Genomic DNA, 23932 nt, shown 5'->3' with positions numbered 1-23932 from the left:
CTCGTCGACCGGACCACGGTGGTCAACCCGGGCTCGGTCGGGATGCCCTACGGCTCGACCGGGGCACACTGGGCCCTGCTCGGCGGGGCCGCCGGCCCGGCGATCCAGTTGCGGCGCACGGAGTTCGACGTCGACGCGGTGGCCGCGGCGATCATCGCCGGCTCGGGGTTCCCGGGGATCGCGGACTGGGTCGACAACTACGTCCGCAACCCGCCGTCGGATGCCGAGGCGCTCGCCGCCTTCCGGCCGAAGTCACTTGGCCGGTAGGGAGGCCGCGAACGTCCGCCCGGCCGCCAGCCAGTCGTCGAGCACGGCGTCGTCGAGGACCTCGCCGGCGACCACCACGAACGCTCGCATCGGCCGGCCGGTGAAGTCGAACTCCCGGACACCGGGCCGGCGCAGCGCGGCGGCCTTGCCCGCCGCGCCCACCCGCACCAGCAGATCGTCACCCATGATCCCGACCACGATGTGACCGCGTTCGAGAAAGGCCAGCCCGCCGAACATCTTCTGCTCGGCGACCGCCGCTCCGCCCTCGATACGTTCCCGGACCCGCTCGGCCAGCGCCTCGTCGTAGGCCACGGCGGTCAGCGGAACGCGGGGTAGAGGGGCAGCGAGAGATCACCGTCGAGCCGGGACTCCAGGCCCGCGACCACCGCGTCCGCGTGCTCGGCGACCGGATCGGCTCCGCACGCGGCGGCGTAGCGGCTCAGCCGGCGCCAGCGGGCGGCGAGCACCGCGGACCGGTTCGGCGTCTCGATCGACCGGGCGGCGTGCGGGCAACCCTCCAGCTCCGAGTTGGTCAGCAGCTGCCAGGTGGTGTACCAGACCCAGAACATCTGCGCCTCAACGAGTCTGGGCAGCAGCACGGCGTCGTCGGTCAGGTCCGGCCACACCCCGCGCACCTCGGCCCGCCACCCGGCGAGCATCGCGTCGTGCATACCGGCCGGCAGCCCGAAGGCGCACCAGCACACCGGGAACGGCACCCGCAGGTAGGCCGCGTCCAGCAGCACGTTGCGCACGCAGCCGCCCTCGAAGTCCAGGAACCGCACGCCCCGGCTGGTGATCAGGTTGTTGTCCGGGCAGGAGTCGGAGGGGCTGAACGCCCGGTGCCGTTCGGCGGCCAGCAGGCCCTTGGCCCGCTCGACACATTCCAGTGCCGCCGCCGAGGTGGCCACGCCGAACTCGGCATCCAGCATGGCGGGCAGTTCCGCCAGCGCGGTGGGTCCGTCGGCGGCCAGCGGATCCTTCGAGCCGAGCTGTCCCAGGCGGCGTTGCAGCGCGTCGAAGTCGGCCTCCCGGCCCGCGGTGGTGGCGTGCAGCCGGCCGAGCGAGTGCGCCCAGGACAGCAGCGCTCGTTCGGCGGCCCGGGCGTCGTCGCCCATCAGCCGGCCGGCCAGCGTCGGCGCCAGGCCGAGATCCTCCATCACCAGCAGCCGGTGGTCGCCGGAGTGCGCGAACAGCTCCGGGCACACCCGGTCCTCGGTGGCCAGCGAGGTGGCCAACTGGTAGCTGACCGCCTCCCGAACGAAGCTGTCGCACGGCTCGCCGGCCGGCGGCAGCACGTAGCGCTTGAGCACCAGGCTGCGGGGCAACGAGAACGGGCTGGTGGCCACCTTCACCCGCAGGACGATCGACCGTTCGCTGCCGCCGAGGTCGACCGGTCCGGGCGCCAGCGTGATCCGCGCGCCGAAACGTTTGCTGAGCAGCGACTCCGCCGCCTGCACGGTGGCCACGATCTCCGCGTCATTGTGGATGGTCGGCGGGTCGGCGGCGAGGTCCACACTCATCGCCTCCGACCCTACTCGTGCGGAACCGCCCCGGCCCGATGCCAACGACGGTAATCATGTCTATCGATTCAGTACGCCGAAGGTTTCACCCTCTGGACAATGGTCTTCCGTTGTCCGTACGGCGCCAGCTTTGCCGGCGCAGCAGTAACACCGCGGCTCCGGCGAGCACGATCCCGGCCAGGTTCACCGCGAGTTGCCCGACCGACTCGGCGCATCGCGCCCACTCCCCGAAGATCAGCGCCACGGATGCGTAACCCGCGGCGGGCACCGTCGTCACCGAGATGAACACCCCGACCAGCGCGGCGGACTTGGCCGAGGTCAGCGACAGCATGCCGGCCGCTCCCGCCAGCACCGCCACGATCAGCGAGAACCAGCCCACGTCGTAGACGAAGTCGACCTGGTGCCCGCCCACGAATAACTTGGCGGCGTCGAACAGGCCGGCGAGGTGACCCAGCCAGGTCCCGACCGCGGTGATCGCCATCGCCAGCGGAAACCCGACCGCCAGCGCGGTCAGCCCGCGCCGCGCGAGATCCCACCGGCGCAGCACCAGCGCGACCGACACGGCGGCCAGCGGACCGAACTCCGGCCCCACCACCATCGCGCCGACGATCGTGACCGGCGAGTCGGTGATCACGCCGACGGCCGCGAGCAGGCAGGCGATCGCCAGGAACGCCAGGAACGTCACGTTGAGCCGGGACTCCTCGCCGGTCCGGACCAGAAGTTCCTGCCACACCACGGCATCGGCCGGGTCGCCCGGCGCCCGCGCCTCGGCCTGGTCGGCGGCGTCGGACAGCGCGGTGTCGATCAGTTCGAGCGTGATGCCGCCGGTGCGGTCCAACCCCAGCTCGCACAGTGCCGCCACCACCCCGTCGACGGCCTCCCTGGCCACGTCGGCCTCGATCAGGTCGCCGGCCGGGTCCAGCGCCGCGCCGGCCAGCAGCACCAGGTGGGTCGTGCCGGGGTCGTCCCGTAAGACCGTGAGCGCGGCCTGGGTCAGCTCGGGCGGCGCGACCGCCCGCAGATGCAGCACCGGTCAGGATCCGGACGGCGCCGGCCTGGCGTCGACGCCCGCCTCCTTGCGCTGGTCGGCGGTGATCGGCGCGGGTGCGCCGGTGAGCGGGTCGTAGCCGCCGCCGGTCTTCGGGAAGGCGATCACGTCCCGCAGCGACGTCTCCCCGGCCAGCAGCATGCACACCCGGTCCCAGCCGAGCGCGACCCCGCCGTGCGGCGGCGGTCCGTACTTGAACGCCTCCAACAGGAAGCCGAACTTCTCCCGGGCCTCCTCCGGCGAGATACCCATCACCGCGAAGACCCGCTCCTGCACGTCGGCCCGGTGGATACGGATGGATCCGCCACCCAGCTCGTTGCCGTTGCAGACGATGTCGTAGGCGTAGGCCAGCGCGTTGCCCGGTTCCTCCTCGAACCGGTCCACCCATTCCGGGGTCGGCGAGGTGAACGCGTGGTGCACCGCGGTCCACCGCCCGCCGCCCACCGCGACGTCACCGTGGCTGCGGGCGGCTTCGGCCTCCTCGAACAGCGGGGCGTCCACCACCCACACGAACGCCCAGGCCGACTCGTCGATCAGGCCGCAGCGCCGGCCGATCTCCACCCGGGCGGCGCCGAGCAGCGCCCGGGCCTCCGCGGGCGGGCCGGCGGCGAAGAAGACGCAGTCGCCGGGCTCGGCACCGGCCGCCTTGGCCAGCCCCTCCCGCTCGGCGTCCGACAGGTTCTTGGCGACCGGACCGCCGAGCGTGCCGTCCTCGCCGACGAGCACGTAGGCCAGCCCCTTGCCGCCGCGCTGCCGGGCCCAGTCCTGCCAGGCGTCGAGCTGCTTGCGCGGCTGGCTCGCCCCGCCCGGCATCACCACCGAGCCGACGTAGGGCGCGCGGAACACCCGGAACGGGCTGTCGGCGAAGTACTCGGTGAGCTCGGTGAGCTCGGTGAGCAGGCGCAGGTCGGGCTTGTCGGTGCCGTAGCGGGCCATCGCGTCGGCGTAGCTGATCCGCGGGATCGGCTGCGGGATCCGGTAGCCGGCCAGCTCTGCCCACAGCGCGGCCACCACCCGCTCGGTCAGCGCGATCACGTCGTCCTGGTCGACGAAGCTCATCTCGATGTCGAGCTGGGTGAACTCGGGCTGCCGGTCGGCCCGGAAGTCCTCGTCCCGGTAGCAGCGGGCGATCTGGTAGTACCGCTCCAGGCCACCGACCATCAGCAGCTGCTTGAACAGCTGCGGCGACTGCGGAAGCGCGTACCAGGAGCCGGGGCGCAGCCGGGCGGGCACCACGAAGTCCCGGGCGCCCTCCGGAGTGGACCGGGTCAGCGTAGGGGTCTCGATCTCGACGAAACCCTCACGGTGCAGCAACTCGCGAGCGATCCGGTTGACCTCGCTGCGCATCCGGATGGCCCGGGCCGGGCCGGGCCGGCGCAGGTCGAGGTAGCGGTGCCGCAGCCGGACCTCCTCGCCGACGGTCAGGTGCTCGTCCAGCGGGAACGGCAGCGGCGCGGCCTCACTGAGCACGTCGAGACCGGTGGCCAGCAGCTCGATCTCGCCGGTGGCCAGGTCCGGGTTCTCGTTGCCGGCCGGGCGGCGGGACACCTCTCCGGTGACCCGCACGCAGAACTCGGCGCGCAGTTGATGGGCGCGCTCGGCCATCTCGCCTTCGCGGAAGACCACCTGGGCCACCCCGGAGGCATCACGCAGATCGACGAAGATGACCCCACCGTGATCGCGACGGTGGGCCACCCACCCGCTCAGCGTGACGGTCTGCCCAACGTGCTCGGCCCGGAGCGTCCCGGCCTCGTGGGTGCGGATCACCAGTAACCTCTCTGCTGCTCGTCGACCGAAAACCCCCAAGGCATGAGGCTAGCCAAGGCCGTACCTGGTACGTCCAGCAGGTTCCGTGTCCGCTAACCGAACGTAGCTAACTGTTTACGGCCAGATTTAACCTGACGGCTACCCATCGACCACCCCAGGACGTACTGTGCTACCACGGCGTAAGGTAATCAGGGGAGATCCAATGGGTAGCGGAATCACCCGCGAGTCAGTTCGGGAGCTACACCAAAACGGCACCTTGCAACGTGCAATTGTTAGCGAACAACCGGACTCCCTGGTCGCCGATGCATTTCCAACAGCATTACGTGCGGCAATCCAGGCAAGCGGACTGAGTCTGGATCGAATCCAGTATCGACTCCGCTCACGAGGCGTGTCGGTCAGCGTCACCGCGCTGAGCTATTGGCAGTCCGGCCGCCGCAGGCCGGAACGCGCCGAGTCGCTGGCGGCGCTCGGCCACCTCGAGTCGGTGCTCGGCGTGGCGCCGGGGTCGCTGATGGCGCTGCTCGGGCCGCCTCGGCCGCGCGGCCGGGCCAACCGCGAGTCCAACCGGCTGCCCATCGAGTCGCTGTGGACCAAGAGCGAGCAGGTGTCCAACCTGCTCAAGCGGATCGACTTCACCACCGAGGCCGCGCTCACCAAGATCAGCCAGCAGGACGTCATGGAACTCGCCGCCGACCAGGGCGAGAAGCGGATCAACGTCCGGCAGGTGCTGCGCGCCGAACGGGACGGCGCCGAGCGCACGATCATGGTCTACGACCTGGAGCGCCCCGGCCGTCCGTTTCCCACGATCACCGCCGCGCACGGCTGCACGATCGGCCGGCTCGCCCACGACCACGTCGCCGGGATCGTGGTCGCCGAGATCCTGCTCGACTCGCCGCTGCACCGCGGCGAGACGGTGATCCTGGACTACGCCCTGACCCACCCCGGCCCGCCGTACTCCCGTGGCGACGACAGCTACTGCCGCAAGTTCACCACGCCGGTCCGCGAGTTCGTGCTGGAGCTGCGGTTCGACCCGCGGATGCTGCCCCGCTACTGCGAGCAGTACACCACCGACCCGGACAACCAGATCACCAGCCGGCGCCGGGTGGAGATCAACGCCGACGGGCACGGTCACGCGGTCGCGCTGGACTTCGGTCCGGGCATCTTCTGCGTGCGCTGGGAGTGGCCGGACGGCCGGCAGATTCTCATCTAGGACCGCCGGGCGAAGGCGACCAGGCGGCGGGCGTCCACCCCGGCGAGCGGCGGCCCACCGGCATTCTTGGTGTCGCGCACCTCCTGGTAAGTGTGCGCGATCGCCACGCAGTTCGACTCCCCGCCGGAGCGGCTGGACTTCTTGAACCGCAAGGGTTCTCCGGGCATCGATTAGCTCCCCATGATCAGTCGCTCGATCAGACCCTCGATCCTATCCCGGCTCTCCGGCTCGCTCAGGGCGATCTTGTCGAGCTTGGCCCGGGCGGTCACGTAGGCGTTGGTCTCCTTGTCGAACAGGAACGTCGCCGAGCGCAGGTGCTCCAGGTGCACCACGGGGCCGGTGTGCCGGAAGTCCATCAGGTACCAGCTGCTCAGCGCGAAGGACGTGGGGGCGTCGACGATCCGGACCGTCACCCCGTCCCGGACCGACACCCGGGCCAGATGCCGCAGCTGGCGGATGAAGTCGTCGACCCCGCACATCCGGTTGTCCAGCGCCGCAGCGCCGATGAACGCGGTGTAGTCGACCTCCCGGCGGTTGAGCAGTTCCTGGCGCTGCATCCGGGCCCCGAGCCGGGGGTTGAGGTCGTTGTCCGACACTCCCCAGTCCCGCATGATCGCGATCGAGTACTCCTTGGTCTGCAGCAGACCCGGCACCACGCCCGGGCTCCAGTCGGTGAGCCGCACGGCCTCGTGCTCGTAGGAGGCCAGCGCGCCGAGCGAGTTGGTCAGGCCGGCCGGCGGGCGGTCCCACCACCCCAGCGCGACCGGCTCGCTGGCCCGGGCCAGCAGCGCGTCGCGGCGCTGCGGCGGCAGGTCGTAGATGACCGCCAGGCCCTTGATCGCCTCCGGCGAGATGTGCCGCTGGCCCCGCTCCAGCCGGCTCAGCGTGGAGACGTTCCAGTGGATCGCACCGGCGACCTCGGCCAGGCTCTTTCCCGACTGCTCCCGCAGCACCCGCAGCTCGGCGCCCAGCGCCCGATCCCGCGGTGTCCCAGGCCGGTGTTTGCCGCCCATTGCTCCCCTCCGACTCCATGTGTCCGTTGACGCTTCTGCGAGACAGACCCGCAGAGGGAGCCGACAATGACGGAGCGGCGGGAAATTGACCCAACCGGGATTCGGGCTTGCGCTCAGTAGCCGGCCGGACTCAGGCGACCGAGCGCCACCAGGGGTCCGGGTCGGGTAGGTCGTCGAGGTCGAGCGGTTCGCCGGGGCGCGGGACGGCGACCCGGACGCCGTGGCCGGCCGCGTCGGCGAGCAGCCGCTCGACCGGCTCCGACCAGGAATGCATGGCCAGGTTGAAGGTCGCCCAGTGCACCGGCACCAGGACCCCGCCGCGGACCGCGAGGTGGGTCGCGACGCCCTGCTCCGGCGTCATGTGGATGTCCGGCCAGTAGGGCGAGTAGGCGCCGATCTGGACCAGCGTCACGTCGAACGGCCCGTGCGCGGCGCCGATCGCGGCGTAGTCGTCGAAGAAGCCGGAGTCACCGGTGTAGAACGCCCGGCGGTGCTTGCCGGCCACCACCCAGGAGGCCCACAGGGTGGTGTTCTCCCCGGGCCGGCGCCGGCCGGAGAAGTGCCGCGCGGCGGTGGCGATCAGGTCCAGCCCGTTGATCGAGGCGCGCTCCTCCCAGTCCAGCTCCACGATGCGGCCGGCCGGAACGCCCCACCGTTCCAGGTGCGCGCCGACGCCCAGCGGCACCACGAACGGCACCGGGCCGGCCGCCGCGAGCCGCCGGATCGTGCGCATGTCCAGGTGGTCGTAGTGGTCGTGCGAGATGACCACGGCGTCCAGCGGCGGCAGGTCGTCCAGCGCCATCGGCAGCGGGTGCAGCCGGCGTGGGCCGACCGCCTGCGATGGCGAGACCCGCTCGCTCCACACCGGGTCGAACAGCACCCGCTTGCCTTCCAGCTCGACCAGCACCGTGGCGTGGCCGAACCAGGTGGTGCGCAGGCCGTCCGCCGCGACGCCGGTGAGGTCGGAGGTGGCCGGCGTGACCAGGGGCACGGCGGAGCGCGGCCGGCGCGTCATGCGGTCCCGGGCCATCTCGCGCATGATCCCCGGCCCGCTCGACGCCGGCGCGATGCTCGCCGGCACCTCGTTGTGGAACGCGCCGTCGTGAAACCGCGGCGAGCGCCGCATCCGCTCCAGCCGCTCCCCCGCCGGCCGGCTGCCCAGCGCGGCCGGCACCTCCCAGATCGCATGCGCCAGCGCGGTGGCCGCGCCGACCGGGACGAGCAGAGCCGTGGACCGTCGAACCATCACCGGCACCCGAAACACACGCGATCACCCTTTCGGCACTGGACACCACCCCTGCCTGCGTATACCCCCATCGTGCCCGCCCCACGCTGAGGGTGCGCTGAGAAGCCGGTGATCCCGGTCAGAGGAGGGCGAGCTGGGCGTGGTCGACGGGGAGGTCGGTGGCGGCGGGGAGGCTGCCGGAGGGCCACGTGGGGTCGGGGTCGGCGGTGCGCGGGCTGTCGGGCAGCAGGTTGTGCCGGCGGAGCAGGGGTTGCACGCGGGCGGCGAGCCAGCGGCGGTAGCCGACCGAGGCGTTGCGGCGGTGGCCGTAGATCTCGCGGTAGGCCGGCACCAGGTCCGGGTGCTCGTGGCCGAGCCAGCCGGCGAACCACTCGCGCGCACCCGGCCGCAGGTGCAGCGGCAGCACCGTCACGCCGGTGGCACCCGTCTCGGCGATGGCTCCGAACAGCCCGTCGAGCGCCTCGACCGAGTCGGTGAGACCGGGCAGCACCGGCGCCACGAACACCCCGCAGGGCAACCCCGCCTCGCGGACCTTGCGCACCAGCTCCAACCGGGCCTGCGGGCTCGCGGTACCCGGCTCCAGCCGCTGCTGCAGCTCGCGGTCGAGCAGCGCGATCGACACCCCGATGCCGACCGAGACCCGCTCGCTCGCCTCGGCCAGCAGCGGGATGTCCCGGGACAGCACCGTTCCCTTGGTCAGTATGGACAACGGCGTCCGGCTCTCGGCCAGGGCGCGAATGATGCCGGGCATCAGCGCGTAGCGCCCCTCGGCGCGCTGGTAGGGGTCGGTGTTGGTGCCCATCGCCACGTGTTCGCGGGTCCACTTCGGCGAGCGCAGCTGCGCGGCCAGCACCTCCGGGGCGTTCACCTTGACCACGATCTGGGTGTCGAAGTCGTGGCCGGCGTCGAGGTCGAGGTAGGTGTGCGAGTGCCGGGCGAAGCAGTTGTGGCTGACCACCCCGTTGGCGATGAAGTCTCCGGTGCCGGTGGTGATGTCGAACAGCGGCAGCTCCAGGCCGAGCGGTTCGACCGCGACGACGCCGAGCTTGGCGGCGGACTTGAACGCGGTCCCGTCGATGGTCCGGTGCTCCCGCACGGCCGGGTCGACCGTGTGGCAGAACCGCAGTCGCTCGCGGAGCCCGCCGAGCAGCCGCACCCAGCGCACGTCCACGGCCCATCGGGACTTCTCCACCACGTGCGGGAAACCCAGGCGCTCCAGGGCGTCGGCGGTCAGCCGGGTCAGCTCGGCGGTGCCGGTGGCGATCCGGGCGATCCCCCGGGCGGCGTTGCCCCGGGCGTCGAACGTGCCGGCCAGAAACCCCTTGGTCCATTCGGCTCCGGGCGACCTCGGCAGCTCGAGCAGCCGGTCGGACAACACGTCGAGCTCGGCGAGATACTCCCGGGCCCGGTCCAGGGCGGCCGGCGCCCGGCCGCCGCAGCGGATCAGCCCGCACAGGTAGCCGAGCCGGTACTCGGCCAGCTGCTTGGGCGGCGTGGCGAACGCCCCGGTGCCGATCAGCTTGTTGCCGGTGGTCAGGTGCGGGCGCCGGTCCGGCCCGCGCATGGCGCCGGTGACGTGTTTCCAGCCGCGCTCGGTGAGGAACCGGTGGTCGCCGCTGGCGATGAGGGTGGTGCCGTCCTCGAGGACGACCCGGTAGGCGGGCTTGATCGTGGACCAGTGGTCCAGCACCACGGTCGGCACGTAGCGCCGGTAGTTGCCGCGCCGCTCGGTGCCGTAGATGCGGTCCCCGGCGCGCAGCTCGGCCAGCGGGCGGGTGCGCCCGTCGGCCAGCAGGATCGGGGTGTCGCCGGCCAGGCAGTAGCGGCAGCCGTGCGAGCACCCGCGGTAGGGGTTGACCGTCCAGGCGAACGGCATGGACGACGCGGCCGGCACCTTGTTCAGCACCGACTTCGCGGCCACCTCGTGGAAGACCATCCCGGCGAACTCGGGGGTCCGTACGCTTCGCACCAGGCCCGGCAGACCCGGCAGGATCTGCTCGTTGGCCTCGTCAACCCGCTGGTTGTCCCATCGCACGACCGCTAGTCGAACACATGTTCGATCACGTGTCAACGCGCGGCCGGCGGCAGCTCCCCCGGGTCGGCGACGGGCCAGGCCAGCGGGTCCGGACCCAGCGCGCGCAGCTCCTCGACCTGCAGCCGGCACCACGGCGAGACCTCGCGCGTGCCGGCCGACACCGCCTCGGCGAAGGTCGGCCAGGCCACCCGCTGCACGGCGTCGACCTCGGCCGGCGCCGGGCGCGGCGTCGCGCCGCTGACCGCCCGGAACACCGGGCACAGCTCGTTCTCCACGACTCCGGAGGACATCACCGCCCGGTACCGGAACCGCGGCAGGATCAGCTCCACCTCGATGTCGCGCAGGCCGAGCTCGTCATGCAACCGGCGTACCACGGCGTCGGCGATCGGCTCGCCCGGAGCGGGATGCCCGCAGCAGGTGTTGGTCCACACCCCCGGCCAGGTCCGCTTCGTGGCCGCCCGGCGGGTCAGCAGCAGCGACCCGTCGGGGTCGAAGACGTAGCAGGAGAACGCCAGGTGCAGCGGCGTCTGTCGATCATGAACAGTGGCCTTGTCAGCCACTCCGATCGACCGTCCGCCGTCGTCGAGTAGGACGACCTGCTCCATGCCGATGGCCTCCTCCAACACTCGGCGCACCCCGGCTCATCCGATTGAAGCACGTCCCTCGACGGGTTCCATTACTCCATCGGCGCTCTACTCGCGACCGGCCCCCATCGGGCCGCTAAGGATTGCATTGCCGTGGCACCAACGAAAACCGGGCTGAATAGCGCGGATTCGGGGTTTGCCATTAGTTGCATGATCAACCACGATGCAGTTCTACAGCTGTGGAACTGAGAATTTCCGCTTATCGCGACCTGCGGGAATGACAGGATGAATACCTGTCCCTTCGGGCTTGGGGTGAGGGCGACCATGCTCAATGCGAGGAAGTTTCGGCATACCTTGGTGCTCGGCAAGTTCTATCCGCCCCATGCCGGCCACCACCATCTGATCCGGACGGCGGCAAAGGTCAGCGACCGCACCACGGTCGCGGTGCTGGCGTCGCCGGTGGAGTCGGTCCCGCTCGCCGACCGGGTGTACTGGTTGGCCGCCGAGCACTGGTCCGATCCGGGCGTCGTCGTGCTCGGCGACATCGACGACCGGCCCCTGGACCGCTACGACCGGGGCGCCTGGGAACTGCACCTCAAGGTGCTCCGCTCGGTCCTGGCCCGGCGCGCGATCCGCGAAGACGACCCCGCGGTCGCTCCGGTGGACGCGGTGTTCTCCAACGAGCCCTACGGCGACGAGCTGGCCGCCCGGCTGGGCGCCACGCACGTCCCGGTCGACCCGCAGCACCGTGCCGTGCCGGTCTCCGGCTCCAGCGTCCGCGCCGACCCGGTCGGCCAGTGGCAGCACCTCGCGATGCCGACCAGGGCGGGGCTCGCCGCCCGCGTCATCGTGGTCGGCGCCGAGTCCACCGGGACGACCACCCTGTCCGAACAGCTCGCCGCGCACTACCGCAACCGGGGCGGGTCGTTCCGGGACACCCGGTCGGTCGCCGAGTACGCCCGGGTGCACTGCGAGGAGAAGCTGGCCGCCGAGCACGCCCTGGCCAAGGCCAGCGGCCGGCCACCGCCCACAGTGGACAATCTGGGCTGGACCGTCGGAGACTTCCTCGACGTGGCCCGCCGGCAGGCCATCGCCGAGGACGACGCGGCCGCGCGCGGCGGCCCGTTGCTGGTCTGCGACAGCGACTCCTGGGCGGCGACCATCTGGTGCGAGCGCTACCTCGGCCGCCCGTACCCGGAGGTCGAGCAGTTGGTCGGCGAGCGGCGGCCCGCGCTGTACCTGCTCACCGACCATGTCGGCGTGGCCTGCCAACCCGAGTCCTGGCACGACCACACGCACCGCAGGGAATGGATGACCGCCCGGTTCGTTCGGGGGCTGCGGGACCGCGGCGTGCCGTGGGTGCTGCTGACCGGCGATCCGACGCACCGGCTGCGCCGGGCCGTGCGCGCCTGCGACGACCTGCTCGGCACCCACTTCCGGTTCGCCGAACCGCTCGGTGGTTGACCCGCGCGGTGACCGCCATCCCGGCCGGACAGCGACTACCATCCCCGACCGATGGACTTACGCGGCCGTGAAGAGCTGTTCCTGATCACGATGCTCAGGAACCCGGTCGCGACCGCCGACACGATGCTGCGCACCGGGGCGGCCCTGGTGCCCGCCGTAATCGACGCGCTGCGCGCGATCCCCCGGCTGGCCGACGCCATCGAGCGGCTCACCCCCGCGCTGCAGGCCGCTCAGGGGTCGCTGGACCGAATCGACAAGCTCGGCACGTTCGTCGGTCAGGAACTTCCGGAGACCCAGCTCCAGCTCGAGGAACTGCGCAAGCAACTGGTCGCGGCGACGGCGGTCAACCGGGCGCTCAACGAGTCGGTCCGGATGCTCTCCCGCGGCCTCGGCGTGGTCCAGGGCGCGACCGACCTGTTCGGCCGGGTCCTCGGCCCCCGGACCCCGCCCGGCGCCTGAGCCGCCGACCACCGGCTACCTCAGGGGACCGTGACGCCACCCAGCCACAACCACCGATATCCGCACCGTTCGCCGGAACGCAACAACCGCACAAATTCCGGAGAGGCGGGCTAGTCCAGGGTGGCGACGAAGCGGGTGACGGCTTCGTTCTTGAGGCGCTGCGCCAGGCGGCCGGACGGGGCCAGGGAGGCGAGGCGGTACAGCGGGCGCTCGGCGGGCGGTTCGCCCTTGGCTTCGGCGCGCAGTTGGGCGACCAGCAGCTCGGAGAAGACCAGGCCGCTGGTGTTCTCGCTGCTGGCGAGCGCGTCGGCGAGCCGGCGCAGGACCAGGATGCCCAGCTCGCGGCCGCCGGTGCCGGCGTAGGCCGCCACCGGCAGGTTGATCGTCTTGCCCCGGGCGCTGACCAGCAGGCCGATCGTCCTGGTTCCCCGCACGTCGGTGACCACCAGCTCGATCCGCTCGGCGTGCCGCAGATCCACCGACTTCGTGCCGACCGTCTTGGCTACCAGCCGGGTGCCCTCCAGCCACACCTGCCGGCGACCGGCCAACCAGCCGAGTCCGAGCAGCACCAGCACCACGACCGCCGCGGTGATCAGACCGGGGATCCGGCCGGCGATCAGGCCCACCAGGCCGCCGATCGCCGCGCCCAGCACCACGGCCACCGCCACCGCCATGCCCACCCGGCGGCGGCCGGTGCCCGGTTCGGTGACGCTGATCGGAACCCGCTCCGGGTTCCCGTTCGGCCGCTCGGTCACAGTCCCCGCCGCCCGGGCAGCTGCTGGCCGGGCTCGGCCAGCTCCAGCAGGAACGGGTTGCTGGCCCGTTCCCGGCCGATCGTCGTGGTCGGACCGTGCCCGGGCAACACCACGGTGTCGTCCGGCAGCGTCAACACCTTGGTGCGCAACGTCTCCATCATCGTGCGGGAGTCCCCGCCGGGCAGGTCGGTGCGACCGATCGAACCGGCGAACAGGGTGTCGCCGGCGAAGACGACCCGGCCGCCCTCGGCCAGTTCGCTGCGGAACACCACCGATCCGCGGGTGTGGCCCGGGGTGTGGTCGACGGTGAGCGACAGGCCGGCGAGGTCGAGGTCGGCGCCGTCGGCCAGTTCGCGCACCTCCCTCGGTTCGCGCATCTCCAGCCGGGCGCCGAAGAACTGGGTGGCCTGCAGGCTCAGGCCCTTGAGCGGATCGGCGAGCAACTCCCGGTCCTCCGGGTGGATCCACGCCGGGATGTCGTTGCCGTCGCACACCGGCGCCACGGCGTAGACGTGGTCGAAGTGGCCGTGGGTGAGCAGCACCGCGACCGGCGACAGCCGGTGCTTGCGCAGTGCCTCGGCGATCGGCTCCTCGGCGTCCTGCCCGGGGTCGATGATCAGACAGGCCTCACCCTCACCGGGCGCGATCAGGTAGCAGTTGGCCTGAAAGGCGCCGGTGGGAAAGCCGACGACGAGCACGGCGGAACCTCCAGGACCCTCGGAGCGAGATTTCAGCCTAGTGGCGCACGAGCCCGCACCGGCCGCCACGGTGGATTTTTCACGCTCCGCACGGACCTCCACACGGTTCTTACCGGGGGGACCCATAGACTGCCGGCTTGCCAGGAGGACGTTGAGGGTCAGGGAGGGTGTCGGTGCCGACGAATGAGCAGCGCCGCCAGGCCGCTAAGCGGAAGCTGGAGCGTCAGCTAACCCGACGGGCGGAGCGCGCGAGACGGCGCCGGATCATCGGTGTCGCGGTGACCGTGGTCGCCGTGATCGCCGCGGTGGGTCTGGTGTACTGGCTGACCACCCTGGGCGACGGGGACCAGACCGCGGCGGCCAACCCCACCGAGACCACCCCACCCGAGGGCGCGGCGGAGACGCCGACCTCGATCCCCACGGCGATGGCGCCCGCGCCGACCCGGGCGACGGCCCTGCCGGCCTCGGTCACCTGCGAGTACCCCGCGGGCCAGGAACCGGCCGCGAAGCAGGCGACCGCCCCGCCGACGGCGAACGTCTCCGCCCAGGGCACGGTCCCGGCCACCATCACGATCGGCGGCAGCGAGCTCAAGGCGACCCTGGACAAGGCGCTCGCCCCCTGCACCGTGAACAGCTTCGTCAGCCTGGCCAAGCAGGGCTACTTCGACCAGACCCCGTGCCACCGGCTGACCGTCACCGGCCTGCAGGTGCTGCAGTGTGGTGACCCGTCCGGGCAGGGCAACGGCGGACCCGGCTACACCTTCAAGGACGAGGTGTTCCCGGAGCTGAAGTACGGCCGCGGCATGCTGGCCATGGCCAACTCCGGCCCGGACACCAACGGCAGCCAGTTCTTCATCGTCTACGGCACCGCCGAACTGCAGCCGAACTACACCGTGTTCGGCACGCTGGACGAGGAGAGCATCAAGAAGGTCGACGAGATCGCCAAGGCCGGCACGATCGCCTCCCAGCCGGGCTCGGGCGACGGCAAGCCCAAGGATGCCGTAACCGTCGACAAGGTCACCGTCACCGGCTGACCGGGGTACGGCTGCCCGGCCGGACGACAGCACCGTGACAGTCGACAAGGTCACCGTCACCGGCTGACCGGGGAACGGCTGCCGGCGGTTGTCGGTGGCGCCTGGAACACTGCGGTTGTGGACAGGTATCGCGAACGGGCGCCGCAGCTCGATCCATACCGCCTGATCGCCCGGGTCTGGTCCCGGCGGACCGGCGCGGCCGGGCCGCGCGAGGCGCGGGTCGTGCCGGACGGGTGCATGGACCTGATCTGGCATCGCGAGTCCGGCCGGCTGCTCGTCGCCGGTCCGGACACGGTCCCGCACGTGTCCCCGATGTCCCGGGGCACCCTGGTCGCGCTGCGGTTCGCCCCCGGCGCGGCGCCGGCGGCGCTGGGGTTGCGAGCCGACGAGCTGCGGGACGGCCGGGTGCCGCTGGAGAAGCTGTGGTCGCCGGGCGAGATCCGGCAGCTGTCCGGCGAGCTGGCCGCGACCACCAGCGCCGAGGCTGCCCAGCAGGTGCTCCAGCGGTCGGTCAACGCGCGCTTCGGCGGTGACCGGGATCCGGTTCCGGCCGCGGTGCTCGGCCTGCTGGCCTCCGGCACCCGGGTCGGCGCGATGGCCGCCGAGATCGGGTTGAGCGAGCGCCAGCTACACCGCCGCTGCCTGGCCGCTTTCGGTTACGGGCCAAAGGTTCTGCACCGGGTGCTGCGGTTCGACCGGGCCCGCGCGCTGGCCCGGCGGGGCCTGCCGTTCGCGGAGATCGCCTACCGCCTGGGATATGCCGACCAGGCCCACCTCGCCCGCGAGGTCAAGTCGCTGGGTGGCGTCCCGTTGGGACAGTTCACCTAGTCCGTCCGAACCGGACGATCGGCTCAGGATGCCGACGTGACACGGTAGACGTCGTAGACACCTTCGACGCTGCGCACCACCTTGAGCACGTGGCCGAGATGCTTCGGGTCGCCCATCTCGAAGGCGAACCGGCTCACCGCGACCCGGTCCCGCGAGGTGGTGACCGACGCGGACAGGATGTTCACCCGCTCGTCGGCGAGCACCTTGGTCACGTCGGAGAGCAGCCGGTGCCGGTCCAGCGCCTCGACCTGGATCGCGACCAGGAACACCGAGGAGTCCGACGGCGCCCACTCCACGTCGACCAACCGCTCCGGCTCGGACATCAGATCCTGGGCGTTGGTGCAGTCGGTGCGGTGCACGCTCACCCCGCCGCCCCGGGTGACGAACCCGAGGATCTCGTCCCCGGGCACCGGGGTGCAGCACCGGGCCAGCTTGACCCAGATGTCGCTGGCGTCCTTGACCACGACGCCGGCGTCTCCGGTCGGCCGGCGCCGGGTGACCGTGGACGGCGTGGACCGCTCGGCCAGTTCGTCCTCGGCGTGCTCGACGCCGCCGAGCAGGGCGACCAGCCGCTGCACCACCTGGCGCGCCGAGGCCTGGCCCTCGCCCACCGCCGCGTAGAGCGAGCTGACCTCCGGGTAGCGCAGCTCACGGGCCAGCGCCGTGACCGAGTCCACCGACACCAGCCGCTGCATGGGCAGGCCGACCCGGCGCACCTCCTTGGCGATCGCGTCCTGGCCCTTCTCGATCGCCTCTTCCTTGCGCTCCTTGGCGAACCACTGCTTGATCTTGGCGCGGGCTCGCGCCGAGCCGACGAAGCCCAGCCAGTCCCGGCTCGGTCCGGCGCCTTCGGCCTTGGAGGTGAAGATCTCGACGACGTCGCCGTTCTCCAGCTTGCGTTCCAGCGCGACCAGCCGGGAGTTCACCCGCGCCCCGATGCACCGGTGCCCGACCTCGGTGTGCACCGCATAGGCGAAGTCCACCGGGGTCGACCCGGCCGGCAGCGTGTACACGTCGCCCTTGGGCGAGAAGACGAAGATCTCCTTGACCTGCAGGTCGAACCGGAGCTGTTCGAGGAACTCGCCCGGGTCGGCGGCCTCCCGCTGCCAGTCGAGCAGTTGGCGCATCCAGGCCATCTCGTCGATCTCGACGGCCTGGCCGTGGTGGGTGCCGCGGGTCTCCTTGTAGCGCCAGTGCGCCGCGATGCCGTACTCGGCGGTGCTGTGCATCTCGTTGGTGCGCATCTGCACCTCGAGCGGCTTGCCGTCCGGCCCGATCACGGTGGTGTGCAGCGACTGGTAGACCCCGAACCGGGGCTGGGCGATGTAGTCCTTGAACCGGCCGGGCATCGGCTGCCACAGCGCGTGCACCACGCCCATCGCGGCGTAGCAGTCCCGCACGTCCTCCACCAGGATCCGGACGCCGACCAGGTCGTGGATGTCGTCGAACTCGCGCCCTCGGACGATCATCTTCTGGTTGATCGAGTAGTAGTGCTTCTGCCGGCCCTCGACCTGAGCGGTGATCCGCGCGGTCTCCAGCTGCGCGGTCAGCTCGTCGGTCACCTTCTGCAGGTAGGTGTCCCGGGACGGCGCCCGGTTGGCCACCAGCCGGACGATCTCGTCGTACTTCTTGGGCTGCAGGATGGCGAACGCCAGGTCCTCCAGCTCCCACTTGACCGTGGCCATGCCCAGCCGGTGGGCCAGCGGCGCGAGCACCTCCAGCGTCTCGCGGGCCTTCTTGGCCTGCTTCTCCGGCGGCAGGAAACGCATGGTCCGCATGTTGTGCAGCCGGTCCGCGAGCTTGATCACCAGTACCCGCGGGTCCTCGGCCATGGCGATCACCATCTTGCGGATGGTCTCCGCCTCGGCGGTCGGCCCGAGCTTGACCTTGTCCAGCTTGGTGACGCCGTCGACCAGCTTGCCGACCTCGTCGCCGAACTCCTCCCGGAGCCGGTCCAGGGAGTACGCGGTGTCCTCGATCGTGTCGTGCAGCAGGGCCGCGACCAGGGTGGTGGTGTCCATACCCAGCTCGGCCAGGATGGTGGCCACGGCAAGCGGGTGGGTGATGTACGGGTCGCCGGACTTGCGCCGCTGCCCGCGGTGCATCTCCTCGGCCACGTCGTAGGCGTGCTGGAGCAGGGCGAGATCGGCCTTGGGATGCAGCTCACGGTGCACCGTCGCCAGCGGCTCGAGCACCTGTTTGACCGGGGCCGACCGCTGCGCGGTGATCCGGCGGGCCAGGCGGGCGCGGTACCGCCGGGTAGCCGACGGCGGACGTGGTGCCGTCTGGCCCGGCTGCTCCGCGGCAGCCTCCGCCTCCACTTCTTGGCTCACCCGCGCTCCTATACCTGGCGATGCACGACCTAGCTTTCGAGGATAGTCGCGGATCGTCGCGCCAACCTGCGCCAGGGGACGAACGACACGCCTAGAGCGTCCGGAGCGCGGTTACCGACCGCCCGGCGAGTCGGTCTCTACCGCCCAGCGCACCGATCTCCAGGACGACGCAGACCCCGGTGACGATGCCGCCGGCCTGCTCCACCAGCTCGCACGCGGCCGCGGCGGTGCCGCCGGTGGCCAGCACGTCGTCCACGACCAGCACGCGCTGGCCGGGTTCGATCACCCCGGCCGGGATCTCCAGCGTCGCCGAGCCGTACTCCAGCTGGTACTCCAGCCGGTGCTCGACCGCCGGCAGCTTGCCGGCCTTGCGCACCGGCACTACCCCGTAGCCGTGCCGCACGCCGAACGCCGCGCCGAACAGGAACCCGCGCGCCTCGATGGCCGCCAGGACGGCGATGCCGTCGCCGTCGTGGGCCGCGGCGAACCCGTCGGCCACCGCCGCCATCGCCCCGGCGTCGGCCAGCACCGGCGTCAGGTCCCAGAACAGCACGCCGGGCCGCGGGAAGTCCGGCACCGACCGGGCCAGGTCGAGGGCCCGGTCGAGCATGCTCCGGTCGAGCCCGCTCCGGTCCGGCACGCGGCGGCTACCGGCGCCGCTTGCCGCTGGGCCGCGCCGCGGCCTTGCCACCCGGCCGGGCCCGCTTGGCGTCGGCGGCCTTGGGGTTGCGCGTCGGCACGCTGGACGCCGCGGCCATCGCCCTCTCCTGGCGCAGCTCCGCGTCGAGCGCGTCGTCGTCGGTGAGGTCCACCTCCACCGGCTCGCCGGTGACCGCCGTGGTCGCCTCGCGCTCGGCGGCCTTGCGGGCCAGGTTCTCCCGCCGGGCCAGCACCCGGGCGGCCTGCTGCTGGTACTTGGGTTCGCGCATCTTCAGGTCCACCAGGATCGGCGTGGCCAGGAAGATCGAGGACAGCGCGCCGACTGCCATACCGGCCAACTGGACCAGCGCCAGGTCCTTCAGCGTGCCGACGCCGAGCAGGCCGACACCGACGATGAGCAGGCCCATCACCGGCAGCAACGCGATCAGCGAGGTGTTGATCGACCGCATCAGGGTCTGGTTGAGCGCGAGGTTGGCCGCCTCGCCGTAGGTCCGCCTGGTCAGGCCCAGCAGCCCGCGGGTGTTCTCCTTGACCTTGTCGAACACCACGACCGTGTCGTAGAGCGAGAAACCGAGGATGGTCAGCAGGCCGATGACGGTCGCCGGGGTCACCTCGAAGCCCACGATCGAGTAGACGCCGGAGGTGATCACCACGTCGTGGATCAGGGCCGCCAGCGCGGCCACGGCCATCCAGCGCTCGAAGTAGACGGCCAGGAAGATCGTCACCAGGACCAGGAAGACGGCCAGCGCGATCAGGGCCTGCTGGGAGATCTCGCTGCCCCACGACCCGCTCACCAGGCTGTCGCTGATCACGTTCGTCCCGGTCCGGCCGTCCGGGGTCTGCGGGTTGAGCTTCTCCACCAGGGCCAGGTTGACCTGGCGGATCTCGCCCGCGTTCAGCGTCTCCGACTTCACCTGGATCGACGCCGAGTCACCGGTGCCGACCTGCTGCACCGACGCCGGCTCGCGGCCCAGCGCCTCGCTGAACACGTCGGTGACCTGTTGGGTGCTGATCGGCCCGGCGGCGTTGTGCGCCGGGACCTGGATCTTGGTCCCGCCCTCGAACTCGATGCCGAGGTTGAAGCCGCGGAAGATGATCGAGCCCAGGCAGACCAGCATCAGCAGGCCGAAGATCACGTACCAGCGGATGCGCTTGCCGACGATGTCGAACGCGCCGGTGCCGGTGTAGAGCTTGGTGAAGAACGGCTGCCGGCGGGCCTTCGGCTCGCGCTGGACGTCCGGCGTGTCGGTGGCCACCTCATGCCCCCTTTCCGGCCGGGCTGACGGCGGTTCGTTGCAGCGCGGCCATGCGTTGCATGGCGCCTAGTCCGGACAGTTTCGGGCTGGACAGGACCTTCGACTTCGAGGCCAGCACCACCAGCGGGTGGGTCACCAGGAACACCACGATGAGGTCGAGCACCGTGGACATGCCCAGGGTGAACGCGAAGCCCTTGACCTGTCCGACGGCCAGCAGGTACAGCACCGCGGCGGCGAGGAAGCTGACCGCGTCCGCGGACAGGATCGTGCGGCGGGCCCGGATCCAGGCTCTCGGTACCGCGGACCGGAACGACCGGCCCTCGCGCACTTCGTCCTTCATGCGTTCGAAGAAGATGATGAACGAGTCCGCGGTGATACCGATCGCCACGATGAAACCGGCGATGCCGGCGAGGTCCAGGGTGAACCCGATCCACCTGCCGAGCAGGATCAGGATCGCGTAGACGATCACGCCGGACAGCGCCAGCGACAGGATCGTCATGATGCCGAGCAGCCGGTAGTAGAACAGGCAGTACACGAACACCAGCAGCAGACCGATCGCGCCGGCGATCAGGCCCGCCTTCAGCGAGGCCAGGCCCAGCGTGGCCGACACCGTCTCCGCCTCGGAGGCCTCGAACGACAGCGGCAGGGATCCGTACTTGAGCACGTTCGACAGGTCCTGGGCCTCCTTCTTGCCGAAGCCCCCACCCCCGCCGGTGATCCGGGTGCTGCCGCCGGTGATCGGCTCCTGGATGGTCGGCGCGGACACGACCTCGGTGTCCAGCACGAACGCGGCCTGCTTCTGGACGTTCTTGGTGGTGTAGTCGGCCCAGGTCTTGCCGCCGCCGCTCTTGAAGTTCAGCGTCACGATGTAGCCGGCGCCCTGGTCGTTGACCTGCGAGCTGGCGTTGTCGATCTCGGTGCCGTCCAGGAAACGCGGGCCGAGGACGTAGGCCTGGGGCAGCTTCTCGTCGCAGGTCACCAGCGGCAGGTTCGGGTCGTCGTTGCCGACCAGCGGGTCGGGGAACTCGTCGCTGCAGCCGAGGAGCGAGGCCACGGCGGCCTGCTGTGCGTTGGTGTCGGGCTGGGCGCCCTCCGCGGCCGGGGCCAGCGCCGGGTTCTGCCGGCAGGCCTTGGCCTCGGTGATCAGCGTGGAGACCTCGACCTTCGGCTGGCGCTTGTTGTGCACGTCGTCGTAGTACGACTGCAGGTCGTCGATGTACTTCTGGCAAGCGGCGATCGGATCGGTCGGCTGCGCCGGGGTGCCCGGCTGCGTGGAGCCCGGCGCCGGGCTCGGGGTGGTCGGCTGCGCGAGCGCGGGCGCCGGCCGGCCCTGCGGGGTCGCCGAGGTGGGCGGCGCGGCGGCGCCGGCCGAACTCGGCGCCGGCGCGGGCGCGGTGCTCGACGCCGGCGGCTGCTGGTTCTGGTCGGTGGGCTGCTGTTGCTGCAGCGGGTACGGCTGCCCGATCACCTCACGGAAGTACAGCTTGGCGGTCTGACCGAGCGCCTTGGCCTGGTCGCCGCCCTCACCCGGCACGGTGATCACGATCTGGTTGCCGTCCAGGACGACCTCGGCGCCGCTCACGCCGATGCCGTTGACCCGGGCCTCGATGATCCGGCGCGCCGTGTCCAGCGACTCCTGCGACGGGTCCTGCCCATTCTCGGTCCGGGCGGTCAGCGTGACCCGCGTTCCGCCCTGCAGGTCGATGCCCAGCTTGGGCGTGGCCTGATGGTTGCCGGTGCCGAACACCAGCCCGTAGAGGAGAACGACGATGAACAGGAAGATGGCGAGATAGCGCCCTGGGCGGATCTGCCCGGCCGGTGGTGCCACGGTCGGTTGCTCTCCTCAAACTCCTCTGGCGTGCACGTTTGCGTACACGAACCTTGCCCTCGACTGTGCGCCCGCACCCCAACGAGCACAGGTGGGTGCGGGCGCAGCGTACCGACCCCGGTGTAAGCCCAGTGTCACCCGGGCGTACCGCTGGGTACTCAGCTCTTCTGCTTGCTGGGCTTCACCTCGGCCGGCTCGACGACCGGCTCCTCGATGACCTCGTCCTCGTCCACGAGCTCGTCCTCGTCCACCAACTCGTCGACGTCGTCGGTCTCCACGACCTTCTCCCGCACCGCCGCGCGCAGCCAGGTGGTCTCCACTCCCGGGGCGATCTCGATGTCGATCGTGGTGTCCCCGGAGGTGTCGGTGATGGTGCCGTACAGACCCGAGGTGGTCATGATCCGGTCCCCGACCGCCAGCGAACTCTGAAGCTCCTGCTGCTGCTGCATGGCCCTGCGCTGGCGCCGGCTCATGAAGTACATCATCAGGCCGAGCATCCCGAAGAGCAGAAGCAAGGGAAGCAGTTCCATTTTTCTCCATCCGGATGGACGTTGCCTGCGGGCGAAACGTCCGTTTTGTTCCTAGGTTCTCCGCCGAAAGTGTGCCAGTTCTTACTCTGCGGTGTGCGCGGGGTCACGCTCGCCGAACAGGGTAGGCGGCAACTGGCCGGCCGCGTCACGGGGGGCGGTCAGGCCCAGATGCGCCCACGCGGCGGCGGTCGCCACCCGTCCGCGCGGTGTCCGGGCCAGCATTCCCACCCGCACGAGGTACGGCTCGCACACCTCTTCCACGGTAGCTGGCTCCTCGCCAACCGCAACGGCCAGCGTAGAGACCCCGACCGGCCCACCACCGAACGAGCGCACCAACGCGCCGAGCACCGCGCGGTCCAACCGGTCCAGACCCAGCTCGTCCACGTCGTAGACCTCGAGCGCGGCCTGGGCGATCGCCCTGGTGACCGAGCCGTCCGCGCGCACCTCGGCGAAGTCGCGCACCCGTCGCAGCAGGCGGTTGGCGATCCGGGGCGTGCCCCGGGACCGCCCGGCGATCTCGGCGGCACCGTCCGGGCGCAGGTCCACCCCGAGGATCGTGGCCGAGCGGCGCAGCACCCGCTCCAGTTCCTCCGCCGAGTAGAACTCCATGTGCGCGGTGAACCCGAACCGGTCGCGCAGCGGACCGGTCAGCGATCCGGACCGGGTGGTGGCGCCGACCAGCGTGAACGGGGCGATCTCCAGCGGGATGCTGGTCGCGCCCGGTCCCTTGCCGACCACCACGTCGACCCGGAAGTCCTCCATGGCGATGTAGAGCAGCTCCTCGGCCGGCCGGGCGATCCGGTGGATCTCGTCGATGAACAGCACGTCGCCCTCGACCAGGTTGGACAGCATCGCGGCCAGGTCCCCGGCTCGCTCGAGCGCCGGCCCCGAGGTGATCCGGATGGCACTGCCCAGCTCGGCGGCGATGATCATCGCCAGGCTGGTCTTGCCCAGCCCGGGCGGTCCGGAGAGCAGCACATGGTCCGGCGGGTCGCCGCGCATGCTCGCCCCGGCCAGGACCAGCTCCAGCTGTTCGCGCACCCGCGGCTGGCCGACGAACTCGGACAGCCGCCGCGGTCGCAGCGTCGACTCGTCCTCCCGCTCGCCCGGCGCGGCCACCGGGGACAGCTCGGGCGGCTGGGGCGATCCCGCGCCGTCGTCGGTCATGACGTCGCCGCGTCGGTCATGAGGTAATGGTGCATCAGCGGCGGCCGAGGGTCGCCAATGCGGTGCGCAGCACCGCGGGCGTGTCCGCGGCCGCGTCGCCGGACAGCACCCCGTCCACGGTCTGCTCGGCCTGCCGGGCCGGGAAGCCGAGCCCGACCAGCGCCTCGATCACCGAGGAACGCACGCCGCCGGCAGCAACCGGCGCCCCGACCGGCAGCGCCCCGACCTTG

22 protein-coding genes and 2 pseudogenes are annotated in these 23932 nt (G+C 71.3%); 6 read left to right on the top strand and 18 right to left on the bottom strand.

Going from position 1 to position 23932, the window contains the following annotated elements; all coding sequences use genetic code 11:
* A pseudogene (locus VFO68_RS13785) lies at positions 1 to 267 on the top strand (metallophosphoesterase); the annotation flags it as partial.
* Here the strand turns inward: VFO68_RS13785 and VFO68_RS13780 are convergent.
* From VFO68_RS13780 to aspS, 4 genes are all read right to left on the bottom strand, one after another.
* A complete protein-coding gene (locus VFO68_RS13780) occupies positions 253 to 579 on the bottom strand; it encodes a TfoX/Sxy family protein (RefSeq protein ID WP_325158649.1) in 327 nt (108 codons plus the stop codon). The pseudogene VFO68_RS13785 and the gene VFO68_RS13780 sit on opposite strands and share 15 nt — an antisense overlap.
* Before the next feature lie 5 nt (positions 580 to 584).
* Positions 585 to 1787, bottom strand: a complete 1203-nt coding sequence (locus VFO68_RS13775; protein ID WP_325158648.1) for a hypothetical protein — start codon at positions 1785 to 1787, stop codon at positions 585 to 587.
* A gap of 85 nt (positions 1788 to 1872) precedes the next feature.
* Positions 1873 to 2817 carry a DUF389 domain-containing protein gene (locus tag VFO68_RS13770; RefSeq protein WP_325158647.1) on the bottom strand — a complete coding sequence of 315 codons (945 nt, stop codon included), beginning with the start codon at positions 2815 to 2817 and terminating at the stop codon, positions 1873 to 1875.
* Positions 2818 to 2820: 3 nt separating this feature from the next.
* Positions 2821 to 4602 (bottom strand): aspartate--tRNA ligase, encoded by a 1782-nt coding sequence (gene aspS / locus VFO68_RS13765; RefSeq protein WP_325158646.1) that lies wholly within the window; start codon positions 4600 to 4602, stop codon positions 2821 to 2823.
* A gap of 388 nt (positions 4603 to 4990) precedes the next feature.
* Between aspS and VFO68_RS13760 the strand changes: the two genes are divergently transcribed.
* A complete protein-coding gene (locus tag VFO68_RS13760; protein WP_325158645.1) occupies positions 4991 to 5812 on the top strand; it encodes a hypothetical protein in 822 nt (273 codons plus the stop codon).
* Here the strand turns inward: VFO68_RS13760 and VFO68_RS13755 are convergent.
* From VFO68_RS13755 to idi, 5 genes are all read right to left on the bottom strand, one after another.
* Entirely contained in the window at positions 5809 to 5979 is a 171-nt protein-coding gene (locus tag VFO68_RS13755) for a DUF397 domain-containing protein (RefSeq protein WP_325158644.1), read from the bottom strand. The two genes, VFO68_RS13760 and VFO68_RS13755, sit on opposite strands and share 4 nt — an antisense overlap.
* Positions 5980 to 5982: 3 nt before the next feature.
* Positions 5983 to 6825 carry a helix-turn-helix transcriptional regulator gene (locus VFO68_RS13750; RefSeq protein WP_325158643.1) on the bottom strand — a complete coding sequence of 281 codons (843 nt, stop codon included), beginning with the start codon at positions 6823 to 6825 and terminating at the stop codon, positions 5983 to 5985.
* Between the two features lie 130 nt (positions 6826 to 6955).
* Positions 6956 to 8071: an MBL fold metallo-hydrolase gene (locus VFO68_RS13745; RefSeq protein WP_325158642.1), complete on the bottom strand. Its 1116-nt coding sequence runs from the start codon at positions 8069 to 8071 to the stop codon at positions 6956 to 6958.
* A gap of 118 nt (positions 8072 to 8189) precedes the next feature.
* On the bottom strand, positions 8190 to 10106 hold the full coding sequence (locus tag VFO68_RS13740) for an intein-containing Rv2578c family radical SAM protein (RefSeq protein ID WP_325158641.1): 1917 nt from the start codon (positions 10104 to 10106) through the stop codon (positions 8190 to 8192).
* A 32-nt stretch (positions 10107 to 10138) separates the two neighbouring features.
* On the bottom strand, positions 10139 to 10711 hold the full coding sequence (gene idi / locus VFO68_RS13735) for an isopentenyl-diphosphate Delta-isomerase (RefSeq protein ID WP_325158652.1): 573 nt from the start codon (positions 10709 to 10711) through the stop codon (positions 10139 to 10141).
* 303 nt (positions 10712 to 11014) lie between these two features.
* On the opposite strand from idi, the gene VFO68_RS13730 reads away from it, so the two are divergent.
* Together VFO68_RS13730 and VFO68_RS13725 are read left to right on the top strand one after the other, a co-directional pair.
* The gene (locus tag VFO68_RS13730; RefSeq protein ID WP_325158640.1) at positions 11015 to 12154 is read left to right on the top strand and encodes an AAA family ATPase; all 1140 of its coding nucleotides are present in this window, start codon (positions 11015 to 11017) and stop codon (positions 12152 to 12154) included.
* A gap of 51 nt (positions 12155 to 12205) precedes the next feature.
* A complete protein-coding gene (locus tag VFO68_RS13725) occupies positions 12206 to 12613 on the top strand; it encodes a hypothetical protein (protein ID WP_325158639.1) in 408 nt (135 codons plus the stop codon).
* Positions 12614 to 12723: 110 nt separating this feature from the next.
* On the opposite strand, the gene VFO68_RS13720 is transcribed toward VFO68_RS13725, so the two are convergent.
* Both VFO68_RS13720 and VFO68_RS13715 read right to left on the bottom strand, forming a co-directional pair.
* Positions 12724 to 13368: a hypothetical protein gene (locus tag VFO68_RS13720; protein WP_325158638.1), complete on the bottom strand. Its 645-nt coding sequence runs from the start codon at positions 13366 to 13368 to the stop codon at positions 12724 to 12726.
* Entirely contained in the window at positions 13365 to 14066 is a 702-nt protein-coding gene (locus VFO68_RS13715) for an MBL fold metallo-hydrolase (protein ID WP_325158637.1), read from the bottom strand. Before VFO68_RS13715 ends, VFO68_RS13720 begins: the two co-directional genes overlap by 4 nt.
* Before the next feature lie 173 nt (positions 14067 to 14239).
* On the opposite strand from VFO68_RS13715, the gene VFO68_RS13710 reads away from it, so the two are divergent.
* Together VFO68_RS13710 and VFO68_RS13705 are read left to right on the top strand one after the other, a co-directional pair.
* Positions 14240 to 15100, top strand: coding sequence for a peptidylprolyl isomerase (locus VFO68_RS13710; protein ID WP_414635497.1), 861 nt, complete (start codon positions 14240 to 14242; stop codon positions 15098 to 15100).
* A 117-nt stretch (positions 15101 to 15217) separates the two neighbouring features.
* On the top strand, positions 15218 to 15928 hold the full coding sequence (locus tag VFO68_RS13705; protein WP_325158635.1) for a helix-turn-helix transcriptional regulator: 711 nt from the start codon (positions 15218 to 15220) through the stop codon (positions 15926 to 15928).
* Positions 15929 to 15951: 23 nt separating this feature from the next.
* Here the strand turns inward: VFO68_RS13705 and VFO68_RS13700 are convergent, their stop codons facing one another.
* From VFO68_RS13700 to VFO68_RS13670, 7 genes and pseudogenes are all read right to left on the bottom strand, one after another.
* Positions 15952 to 18261, bottom strand: coding sequence for a RelA/SpoT family protein (locus VFO68_RS13700; RefSeq protein ID WP_414635496.1), 2310 nt, complete (start codon positions 18259 to 18261; stop codon positions 15952 to 15954).
* 91 nt (positions 18262 to 18352) lie between these two features.
* Positions 18353 to 18871: an adenine phosphoribosyltransferase gene (locus VFO68_RS13695; protein ID WP_325158650.1), complete on the bottom strand. Its 519-nt coding sequence runs from the start codon at positions 18869 to 18871 to the stop codon at positions 18353 to 18355.
* A 37-nt stretch (positions 18872 to 18908) separates the two neighbouring features.
* Entirely contained in the window at positions 18909 to 20177 is a 1269-nt protein-coding gene (gene secF, locus VFO68_RS13690) for a protein translocase subunit SecF (RefSeq protein ID WP_325158634.1), read from the bottom strand.
* Position 20178: 1 nt separating this feature from the next.
* Complete coding sequence (secD, locus tag VFO68_RS13685) at positions 20179 to 22005, bottom strand: protein translocase subunit SecD (protein WP_325158633.1); 1827 nt, start codon at positions 22003 to 22005, stop codon at positions 20179 to 20181.
* Between the two features lie 158 nt (positions 22006 to 22163).
* Positions 22164 to 22535: a preprotein translocase subunit YajC gene (gene yajC / locus VFO68_RS13680; RefSeq protein WP_325158632.1), complete on the bottom strand. Its 372-nt coding sequence runs from the start codon at positions 22533 to 22535 to the stop codon at positions 22164 to 22166.
* Positions 22536 to 22616: 81 nt separating this feature from the next.
* Positions 22617 to 23702 carry a Holliday junction branch migration DNA helicase RuvB gene (gene ruvB, locus VFO68_RS13675; protein WP_325158631.1) on the bottom strand — a complete coding sequence of 362 codons (1086 nt, stop codon included), beginning with the start codon at positions 23700 to 23702 and terminating at the stop codon, positions 22617 to 22619.
* A gap of 34 nt (positions 23703 to 23736) precedes the next feature.
* Positions 23737 to 23932: pseudogene (locus VFO68_RS13670) on the bottom strand (Holliday junction branch migration protein RuvA); the annotation flags it as partial.

This window comes from Actinophytocola sp. (assembly GCF_035712165.1).
Classification (GTDB): Bacteria; Actinomycetota; Actinomycetes; order Mycobacteriales; family Pseudonocardiaceae; genus DASYTH01.
Note: the sequence above shows the minus strand (reverse complement) of the source record. Positions and strands in the feature narration are given on the sequence as shown.